The organism is Actinophytocola sp., assembly GCF_050699915.1.
Taxonomy (GTDB): domain Bacteria; phylum Actinomycetota; class Actinomycetes; order Mycobacteriales; family Pseudonocardiaceae; genus Actinophytocola.
This window is the reverse complement of the sequence record NZ_JBOHGA010000071.1, coordinates 18,992-28,276: the sequence shown is the minus strand read 5'-3', so window position 1 is coordinate 28,276 and position 9,285 is coordinate 18,992. Positions and strand designations below refer to the sequence as shown.

The 9,285-nt window shown below is 69.9% G+C and carries 8 protein-coding genes and 1 pseudogene; 3 read left to right on the top strand and 6 right to left on the bottom strand.

The window, feature by feature from the left end:
* Positions 1 to 302 (top strand): annotated as a pseudogene (locus ACRDSK_RS15215) (IS481 family transposase); the annotation flags it as partial.
* A 175-nt stretch (positions 303 to 477) separates the two neighbouring features.
* Here the strand turns inward: ACRDSK_RS15215 and ACRDSK_RS15210 are convergent.
* The 5 genes from ACRDSK_RS15210 to ACRDSK_RS15190 form a co-directional block, all read right to left on the bottom strand.
* A complete protein-coding gene (locus tag ACRDSK_RS15210) occupies positions 478 to 3,027 on the bottom strand; it encodes a VIT domain-containing protein (protein WP_431441480.1) in 2,550 nt (849 codons plus the stop codon).
* On the bottom strand, positions 3,024 to 3,635 hold the full coding sequence (locus tag ACRDSK_RS15205; protein WP_431441478.1) for a helix-turn-helix domain-containing protein: 612 nt from the start codon (positions 3,633 to 3,635) through the stop codon (positions 3,024 to 3,026). Before ACRDSK_RS15205 ends, ACRDSK_RS15210 begins: the two co-directional genes overlap by 4 nt.
* A gap of 47 nt (positions 3,636 to 3,682) precedes the next feature.
* On the bottom strand, positions 3,683 to 4,861 hold the full coding sequence (locus ACRDSK_RS15200; RefSeq protein WP_431441476.1) for an RtcB family protein: 1,179 nt from the start codon (positions 4,859 to 4,861) through the stop codon (positions 3,683 to 3,685).
* Positions 4,862 to 4,902: 41 nt separating this feature from the next.
* Positions 4,903 to 5,799 (bottom strand): AurF N-oxygenase family protein, encoded by an 897-nt coding sequence (locus ACRDSK_RS15195; protein ID WP_431441474.1) that lies wholly within the window; start codon positions 5,797 to 5,799, stop codon positions 4,903 to 4,905.
* 93 nt (positions 5,800 to 5,892) lie between these two features.
* Entirely contained in the window at positions 5,893 to 6,582 is a 690-nt protein-coding gene (locus tag ACRDSK_RS15190; protein ID WP_431441471.1) for a TetR/AcrR family transcriptional regulator, read from the bottom strand.
* Positions 6,583 to 6,730: 148 nt separating this feature from the next.
* On the opposite strand from ACRDSK_RS15190, the gene ACRDSK_RS15185 reads away from it, so the two are divergent.
* Positions 6,731 to 7,951, top strand: coding sequence for an endonuclease/exonuclease/phosphatase family protein (locus ACRDSK_RS15185; RefSeq protein WP_431441470.1), 1,221 nt, complete (start codon positions 6,731 to 6,733; stop codon positions 7,949 to 7,951).
* A 156-nt stretch (positions 7,952 to 8,107) separates the two neighbouring features.
* Positions 8,108 to 8,767, top strand: a complete 660-nt coding sequence (gene shbA / locus ACRDSK_RS15180; RefSeq protein WP_431441468.1) for an RNA polymerase sigma factor ShbA — start codon at positions 8,108 to 8,110, stop codon at positions 8,765 to 8,767.
* A gap of 313 nt (positions 8,768 to 9,080) precedes the next feature.
* Here shbA and ACRDSK_RS15175 read toward each other — a convergent pair whose 3' ends face one another.
* Positions 9,081 to 9,281 carry a hypothetical protein gene (locus tag ACRDSK_RS15175; protein WP_431441466.1) on the bottom strand — a complete coding sequence of 67 codons (201 nt, stop codon included), beginning with the start codon at positions 9,279 to 9,281 and terminating at the stop codon, positions 9,081 to 9,083.
* Positions 9,282 to 9,285 lie beyond the last annotated feature (4 nt).

The following is a 9,285-nucleotide window of genomic DNA, read 5'->3' as shown; positions in this document are numbered from 1 at the left end:
AGAGCACGTCGCCGGAACTCCGGCGGGTAGGGCTTCGGCACGACCAACGATCTCCTTCACAAGATCGTCGAACCCTATGTCTGCCAACCTTCGTGCCCGTGAAACGGGGGCAAGATCAAGGTGTCCGCGCCAGAGGGTCAAGCTCATGGTCGATCGCTCCTCGCGACCGCACTACAGCCCACTCCGGACGCCGACACGTCTCGAGCCTCGGATCATCAAGGTGCGGGTGCTGCGTCGGTTTGGGACCGGCCCGGATCGGCTACTTGCTCAGGCTGAACCCCTCGACGGTGCATCAGGTCCTTTGTCCGCTACCGACAACCGCTCCTGCTACACCCGGGCGGCGGCGAGCACCCGATGGCAGGTCGGCCGGCAAGCGCACAGCGGGCGCAAGTTCGGCACTGGTGTCCGGCGCGCCCGTCTCCCCGCCCGCCCAACACCCGGCGCCGGGCGCCTGGTTGGGCACCCGGCGGGTGGTGGTTAGCGCTTCCAGAAGGTTCGGCGGGGGTTGGGTTTCCTCGGTTCGGTTGTCAGGGACTCCAGGGTTGTCAGGGTCTGGTGCCAGCGGCGGTCGATCTCTGTGGGGTCGGAAGTGGGGATCGCTAGCGCCGCGGACAGGTTGGCCAGGGTTTGGCGGGCCGGCTCGGCGTCGGGTGCGGGCTGCCACTGGGTCAGGTGGACGCGGATGCGTTCTGACAGCGCCGTCAGCAGGCCTGCTCGGGTCCAGACGTTCTCCGTTGTCGCCGTCTTGAGGGACTCCAGTTCTCCTGTCACGAACGCTGTCAGCGTGGTCGGTGTGGGGACCACCGGGACGGATGGGGGCGCGGGCGTGGAGTGGTCCGCGACGGGCTCGGCCGTCGAGTCCGTTGCCTGCGCTCGTGCGTTCTCTGTGGTGGGAGGTTGCTCGGCTTCGAGGTACGAATCCGCGGGTGGCATGAACTGCCCGCCGCCTCCCTGCGGTCCTGCGAGCGAGGGCTTGCCAGGCGGCGGTGGTGGGAGGTGCTTGCCCGCTGGGCGAGGGGCAGACAGGCGGGAACGCGGGGTGGACAGGCGGGACAGGGCGTCCTGGCTTGTTGTGAAGGCAGCGGGGGCCGTGCCGAACATCGGCATGCTGCCGGGCATCGCGCCGCCCGGGGCGAAGCCACCTGCCTGTTGTGGGGCTGTCGGAGGCTCCCAGCCACTTGGGAGGTCCACCGGTTGCGTCACGCGGTGCACCTTGCCGCCCTCGTTGACCACTCGCTGGTCCACCGCCACGAAGGCCGTGAAGCGGGACAGCACGCCGTACTTCAACGAGGTGTCGACGATCTGCTTCTCCAGGCCGGTCGGGTCGCTCGCGCCGACGACGTACCTGTCCTCCAGGTCGCGGATCCGCGCTCGCGACCACAGGGCCGCCAGGCTCGGGTTGTCGCTCCGCGTCGCCGGAACGGTCGACTGCCAGTCGCCGTCGCCGGTCACGGTGACGGCTCCCTCGGCGGCGCCGGCGTACCGGCCTGTGATCACGACCGGAGCACCTTCGAAGAGGTCCGGCAGCGGAGCCGGGGTCATGGTGTTCGCGTCGACCGCGAGGCCCGCCGGACTCACCCGCAGACCCGTGACCACGGGCGCGCCGATGCGGCGATGGATGTGCTGCATCGCGTCGTCCAGCCGGTCCTCGGACTCGACCAGTTCGCTCCGGCCCGACGAGCCCGCCAGTCGCTGCAGGAACGCCTCGTTGACGGCGCGGTCGATGCCGACCGTGTGCACCCGGACGCCCGAGAGACCCGGCGTCAGCTCGCGCAGCAACTCGTCCTCGTTGCCGATCTGGCCATCCGTCACCAGCACCAGCACGCGGTCGCGGTCGGCCGACTCGCGGAGCAGGTCGGCGGCCCGGCGCAGCGGGGAGAGCATCTCCGTGCCGCCCCGAGCGTCCAAACCGGACAGGAACTCGACGGCACGGAACCTGTTGCGGTCGTCGGCCTCCACGAGCCCCGCCGGTAACGAGGGAGGCGTGTCGACCTGGTGGTCGAAGGCCAGCACGGTGAACCTGTCGGCGCTGCCGAGCGTGTCGACGATGCGCCCGGCCGCGCGACGGGCGGCGACCATCTTCCAGCCGCCCATCGAGCCGGACCGGTCCAGCACCAGCACGACGTCGCGGCCGCGGGTCGGCGCCTCGACGGCCGGCGGCAGAACCGTCAGCGCGAACGTGCCGCCGTCCTCGCCGTCCGACAGCACCGACAACGAGGATGTGATCGCCTCGCTGCCGTACCGCAGGCGCAGCAGGAAGTCCCGGTCCGCGCGCTCCCCCGGATCGAGGCGCACCCGAAGCCCGGTCGGCGCGTCCTCCGTGGCTGTCGCGTGCAGGCTCGACGAGATCCCGTTCAGCGGCAACGTGCCCGGGTCGATGTCGACCGCGACCGACAGCTGGACGGGGTTCGGGAAACCGGGCAGCAGCACCGGCGGACTGATCCGCGACGCGTCCGGAACCTGAGTGGTGTCCGGGGCGACGCCGTCGCCGACCTGCCCGTCGGCCAGCGGCACGCCCGGGATGTAGCGGGGCGCGACGACCAGCGGGAACCGGAACGTCGCCTCACCGTCCTCATAGGACAGCACACCGGCGAGTGTCAGGTGCACGCTGACCCGCTCCCCGGGCATGATGTTGCCGACCCGCATGGTGAACACGCCGGGCCGCTCCTCCTCGGCGATCGACGCGCGCTTGCCCGCGCTGACCGCCTGGTCGTAGTCGGTGCGCGCCTCCGCACGCTCCTTGAGCAGTCCCTCGACCACCCGGCCGTCGGCCTCCATCCGCAGGGCCGTGACGGCGGCACGCGGCGGCAGCGGGAAGACGTAGGTGGCTTCCAGCGGCTCAGCGTGCGGGTTTCGGAAACCCTGGGTCAGCTGGATGCTCGACGCGAGGCCGGTTATCGCGGCTTGGACGTCGATCACCTCGAGCGGCAGGTTGCCTCGTTCCGTGTGCAGGCAGCCAACTCCGTCGTCCTCGCTGGGCCGGCTCGGCGCCTCGGGCAGGTTCATGACGTCGACGTTGATGCTCATCGGCTTTCCTCTCGTCGGGTCGGCGCCAGGCCCAACCGGCCGAGCAGCTCGAGCAGCGGTGCGGCGGCCGACTCGATGGCGGCGAGCTCATCGGCGTCGGGCGCGCGGGTGGCGGCGTCCAGCAGGACGGTGACACTGTCACCGAGCCGGACGCCGTGAACGAGTTCGGCGACAGTGTTGTCGTCACTGTCACCGACACTGTCGACCTCGGCGGCGGGCCGGCGGTGTGCGGTCGACTTCCAGAAGTCCTTGCTGAGCGAGATGTCCACGCGCGGCCACACGATGTCGACCGGCGGAAGCTCGGCCAGCTCGGTGAGCCGCCGATCGGTGGCGCCGACCAGCACCTCCTGGATCTCCGCGAGTGTGCGGCCCGCGGACTGCAGCTTCTTCACCGCGGCGAGCTGCAGTAGGTGGCGGCGCCCGTACAGGGCGGTGCGGCCACGCGTCGCCACCGGCCGGTCCACCAGGCCGATCGTGGTGTACCACCGGATGGTGCGACCGTTGGGCAGCTCCCGCACCCGGCCGTTGCGCTGGCCCTCGTAGTTGTGCGCCAGCAGCGCGGCCACCTGGTCCGGGAGCTGCTCGATCGTCCACAGCTCGTCGCTCATACTGCAATCTTGACAGTTTTCGATGACACTGTCAAGATTGCAGTATGTCAGCCCTTCACGCAGACGACCTGCTTCAGCTTCGTCACGACCTCCACCAGGTCGTCCTGGCTCCGCACGACCTCGTCGACGTCCTTGTAGGCGCCGGGGATCTCGTCGACGACTCCGGAGTCCTTGCGGCACTCCACGCCGGCGGTCTGCGCCGCGAGATCCGCCTCGGTGAACCGCTTGCGTGCCTTGTTCCGCGACATCCGCCGCCCCGCGCCGTGCGAGGCCGACTCGAACGAGTCGGCATTGCCCAGCCCGCGCACGATGTAGGAGCAGGTGCCCATCGACCCCGGGATGATGCCGAGGTCGCCGCGGCCGGCCCGGATCGCGCCCTTGCGCGTCACCAGCACGTCCTCGCCGAAGTGGCTCTCCTCCGCGACATAGTTGTGGTGACAGCTGATCGGCTCCTCGAACGACGTCCGCGGGAACTGCCTGCGCAGCACGTCGCACACCAGGCGCAGCATCACCGTCCGGTTGCGCCGCGCGTAGTCCTGCGCCCAGTAGAGGTCGTGTCGGTAGGCCGCCATCTGCGGGGTGTGCGCGAGGAAGACGGCGAGGTCCGGGTCCGGCAGCGACTGGTTGTGCGCGAGCCGGCGCGCCACCTCGATGTGGTGCTGCGCGAGGAGGTTCCCGATGCCGCGGGAGCCGGAGTGCAGCATGACCCAGACCCGACTCGCGGTGTCCACGCAGATCTCGATGAAGTGGTTGCCGCCGCCGAGTGTGCCCATCTGGTGCAGCGCCTTGCCGGCGTTCGCCTTCACCGCCGTCGTCAGATCCTCGAACCCGCGCCAGAACGTGTCCCAGTCGCTCGCGTCTCGGTCGGTGAACGCGGTCGCCTTGTGCTGGTTGAACCCGACCGGCACCGCGCGCTCCACGGCCGACCGCAGTCGCCGGAGGTCGTCGGGAAGGTCCTCGGCACGCAGCGAGGTGCGGACCGCGGTCATGCCGCAGCCGATGTCCACGCCGACCGCGGCCGGCGACACCGCGTCCCGCATCGCGATCACCGAGCCGACCGTGGCGCCCTTGCCGTAGTGCACGTCCGGCATCACCGCGACGTGCTTGAACGTCCACGGCAGCGCGGAGATGTTGTGCAGCTGACGCATGGCCTCGGGCTCGACCGAGTCGGGCCGGGTCCACAAGCGAATGTCGACGCGGCGCCCGGGGATCGTCGTCGCAGCCATGGTCCCCAGGCTAGGTGCCATGCTCGGGACGGGCCACGTCTTTACAGCAGGCGCGCCTTACGCCAGAGCCGCTTCGACGGGCCGCCGATCATGCCGACCTCGGAGAGGAACTCGACGATCTTCTCGGCCATCCACCGCCGGGTCTCCTGGTGGTGCGGGTTCGCGCGAGCGACCTCGCGCGCCAGCTTGGGGTCGAGACCGACGGCCTTGTACGCGCCGGGGTGAACCATGATGTCGACGATCGTGTAGGCGACCACCGCCGTGACGAAGCGGTGCAGCTCGAGCATCGGACGGCTCAGTGACTCCATGCCGCGGACGAGCTCCTCGCGTGCGTAGCGCACGTGGCGAGCCTCCTCGACGACGTGGATCCGGTTGATCATCCGGATGAACGGCTGGATGTCGTCGTCGTCCAGCATCGACCGCTGGAGCCGGTCGGTCGTCTCCTCGACGACGAGAACGGAGGCGAACATCGCGGGACCACCGATCACCGCGCCGAAGACCTTGGACAGCGACCGGACCACCTGCGGCGGGCCGTAGGCGGGCAGGCCGAGTCGGGACAGACCCTTGCCGAACATGATCGCGTGTCGGGTCTCGTCGCCGATCTCGGTCAGCGCGTAGTGGGTGTGCGGACTGCGCGGGTCGAGGTCGGCCGCGTACCGGGCCAGCAGCTGCATCAGCAGGATCTCGGTCCACAGGCCGACGCTGGTGATGCTGCCGATCTCGTGCTTCGCGAGCTCGGTCCGCTGCTCGGGAGTCATGCGCTCCCACAGCTCGGTGCCGTACAGGGAGACCCGTTCCTCGGGCAGGAAACCCTTGCCCTCGACGAGCGGAGCATCCCAGTCGACGTCGAGGTCCGGCTGGTAGGAGTTCCGGACGGACGAGTCGAGCAGGCGTTCGGCGGTGACCTCCCGGTCCTTCGGCTGCAGCACGCGGGCCATCGTGGACCACACTCCCCGGCTTGGTGTTACCTCGCGTAACAGTTAACTGGACCGAGAGTCCCCCGCCGGCCCGGTCGTGTCAAGTCGCCGGCGTCAGTCGGGGCGGACCAGCTCGCCGATCAGCCGGACGATGTCCCTGGTCACGGGCCGGAGCAGGCGCAGCCGGGAGAGCCCGACGACGCGGTCGATGAGCGGCACGGTTCGGTCGACGAGCAGGCGGGTCTTGCGGCACTCCGGTGATCGGTCGTGCACCCAGAACAGCACCACGCCCATCTCGTAGAGCCACAGCAGCTCGGGCAGCTCCGGCCGCAGCTCGGTGTCGACCTTCACGGTCGAGCCGTCGATGACGCGGCGGTGCAGGGCGATCTGCGCCTCGCGGGCCGGGCTCGAGTCCGCCGAGAACGGGCTCAGCGGGCTGTCGGGGTCGGCCGCGTTGACGAAGAACTGCTTGCCGAACTCGTGATAGGGGGCAGCCACGTCGATCCAGCCGTGCATCACCGCGCTCAGCCGTGGGGCGAACTCGCGCTCGGTGCGCAGGGCCTGCTCGCAGGCCTGTTCGTGGAGCTCGGCGATCCGGTCGTAGAAGCCCTGGACCAGCTGCTCCTTGGAGGCGAAGTAGTAGTACGCGTTGCCGACGGAGACACCGGCCTCCTTGGCGATCGCGCGCATGGTCGTCTTCGCGTAGCCGTGCTCCTGGAACAGGCGCAGCGCGGTCTCGACGATGAGGGTCCGGGTCGCCTCGCTCTTCGGTTTCCGGACGACCGTTCCTTGCGATTCGCCCACCTCATCACCGTATCTCCGGGACGGCGAAGCGCCCGCCGGATTCCAACCTATGGCGGATAGTCGATGTCGCTCGCGCGGTGTTCACTCGGGCATCACCCGCTCGTGGCCACGGCATGCCAGGGTGGCGCGCCGACCCTGGAGGTAGATCATGAAACGAAGTCGACGGCTGTTGTTACTGCCGGCGTTGGCGCTGGCCGCGGGCGTGGTGGCCGTGCCAGCGGCGCAGGCGGCCCCCGAGAAGCACGGGGACCGGCACGACCCGGTCCGGTTCGCGACCTTCAACGCATCCCTCAACCGGACGGCCGCGGGCCAGCTGGTCACCGATCTGTCCACTCCGGACAACCCGCAGGCTCGCGAGGCCGCCGAGGTGATCCAACGCAACCGGCCGGACGTCCTGCTGATCAACGAGTTCGACTACGTGCCGGACAACGTCGCCGCGGACCTGTTCCGGGAGAACTACCTCGAGCGCGGCCAGAACGGCGCCCGGCCGATCGACTACCCGTACGCGTTCGTCGCGCCGTCCAACACCGGCGTGCCTACCGGCTTCGACCTCAACCGCGACGGCCGCACCGACACCGGCGACGACGCCTTCGGCTTCGGTCTGTTCGAGGGCCAGTTCGGCATGCTCGTGCTGTCGAAGTACCCGATCGCCACCCGCGCCGCGCGCACGTTCCAGAACTTCCGGTGGGCGGACATGCCCGGCGCGATGCTTCCGGACGACCCCGCCACGCCGGCGCCCAAGGACTGGTACTCGCCGGAGATCCTCGACGTGTTCCGGCTGTCGTCGAAGTCGCACTGGGACCTGCCGATCCGCGTCGGCCGGTCGACCGTGCACTTCCTGGTCTCGCACCCGACCCCGCCCACGTTCGACGGCCCCGAGGACCGCAACGGCACCCGCAACCACGACGAGATCCGCTTCTGGGCGGACTACGTGACCCCGGGCAAGGGCCGCTACATCTACGACGACGAGGGCAGGCGCGGCGGTCTCGGCAAGGGCGAGCGGTTCGTTGTCGCCGGCGACAACAACTCCGACCCACTCGACGGTGACAGCGTGCCCGGCGCGATCGACCAGCTGCTGGACGCGCCGCGGGTCATCGACCCCAAGCCGGGCAGCGCCGGCGGCTACCGCGCGGCCGAGGAGCAGGGTGGCGCGAACCTCACGCACCGTAGCAACCCGTTCTTCGACACGGCCGACTTCAACGACGTGGCGCCGGGCAACCTCCGCGTCGACTACGTGCTCCCGTCGCGGGGTCTGGTCCCGCTTCACGGCGCGGTCTTCTGGCCGACCTCCGACTCGCCGCTCGCGCGGCTAAACGACGTCTCGGACCACCATCTCGTCCGGCAGGACATTTTCGTTCCCGGGCGCTGACAGTAACCAACGAAACACGTCCCGTTCAGCGCTTATGCCCAATTGGGCAACAAGTTCGTTCCGGGGGGCCGCAAGTTCGTCCTCGACGTATTTGCGGTCCCCGATCGTGCTCTCTTGGTGTGACCACAACCGCGGGGTCACCCTCATGGAGGCGCGATGTTGTGCACTGCCGAGCCGGACGTGTCGTTCGCCGATCTCGAGGCCGAACTGGCCAGCCAGCCCGTCCCGTCGGCATGGTCGCGGCCTGTCACGCGGGGTAACGTCGACGCGGTCGCCGTTGCCGCCTCGGCCGGCGACCCGGTCGCGACGCACGAGCTGCTGACCTACCTGCGCCCGATCATGGTGCGCTACTGCCGCGGCAAACTCGGCCGGGTGCGGCCGCTCAACTCCCCTGACGACGTCGCGCAGGAAGTCTGCCTCGCGGTGTACCGGGCACTGCCGACCTACCGCCACCTCGGCCGGCCGTTCCTGTCGTTCGTGTTCGGCGTGGCCGCTCACAAGGTGGCCGACGTCCACCGCGCGGCCGCGCGGGACCGCTCGCTGCCGACCGCGGAGACGCCGGACCTGCCCGACGTCGAGGAGAGCCCCGAGCAGATCGCGCTGCGCCGCGAGCTCGTCGAACACACCGGCGGCCTGCTGCGCACGCTGCTCCCCCGCCAGCGCGAGATCCTGATCATGCGAGTGGTGATGGGCATGTCGGCTCAGGAGACCGCGGAGGCCGTCGGCACCACGCCGGACGCGGTGCGGGTCGCCCAGCACCGGGCGCTCAGCCGACTGCGGCGGTCCCTGCGGCCGGCCATCCCGGCAGCGCGCTAGGAGCCACGCGGCCGACCATGACCGGGGCGCGACGGTCGTGGCCGGCCGCCACCGCGCCGGGCCGTCGGCCGCCGACCAACTGATCGACCAGTACGACGTTTCCGCCCCACTCAGCCTGGGAATTCGCGAAGAGGCTGAGATTGGAGTGGATGGCTTGGGTTCGTGGACACCGTCGTCGTACCGGGCTCTTCTCCCGGAGCACCTGGGTGCGGAGCCACTACCGGCGCAGTCCCCGCCGCGGGGTGCCGGTCGTGCCGATCGTCATCGCCGTCGTCGTGATTCTGGTGCTCATCGCGCTGTTCTGAGCGGCCGGTCACCCGACCGGCTGAGGGCGGCGAGTCGGCTCCCGAGCGGCCATCCGCGTCGAGGCCTTCCGCGCCTTCCGTGCGCGACGACGATGGCGGCGGGCGTACCACCACGAGTCGACCTCGACGATGACCGGGCCGAGGGCCATCAGGAGCAGTACGACGATCGCCAGCACGGCCCCGATCCAGACCAGGATTGCCTGCAGCATTCTT

Bases quoted from the DNA above. Each gene is read 5' to 3' on its own strand.
- ACRDSK_RS15210 (WP_431441480.1), bottom strand. From the start codon at position 3,027: ATGAGCATCAACGTCGACGTCATGAACCTGCCCGAGGCGCCGAGCCGG.
- ACRDSK_RS15205 (WP_431441478.1), bottom strand. From the start codon at position 3,635: ATGAGCGACGAGCTGTGGACGATCGAGCAGCTCCCGGACCAGGTGGCC.
- ACRDSK_RS15200 (WP_431441476.1), bottom strand. From the start codon at position 4,861: ATGGCTGCGACGACGATCCCCGGGCGCCGCGTCGACATTCGCTTGTGG.
- ACRDSK_RS15195 (WP_431441474.1), bottom strand. From the start codon at position 5,799: ATGGCCCGCGTGCTGCAGCCGAAGGACCGGGAGGTCACCGCCGAACGC.
- ACRDSK_RS15185 (WP_431441470.1), top strand. From the start codon at position 6,731: ATGAAACGAAGTCGACGGCTGTTGTTACTGCCGGCGTTGGCGCTGGCC.
- shbA (WP_431441468.1), top strand. From the start codon at position 8,108: ATGTTGTGCACTGCCGAGCCGGACGTGTCGTTCGCCGATCTCGAGGCC.
- ACRDSK_RS15175 (WP_431441466.1), bottom strand. From the start codon at position 9,281: ATGCTGCAGGCAATCCTGGTCTGGATCGGGGCCGTGCTGGCGATCGTC.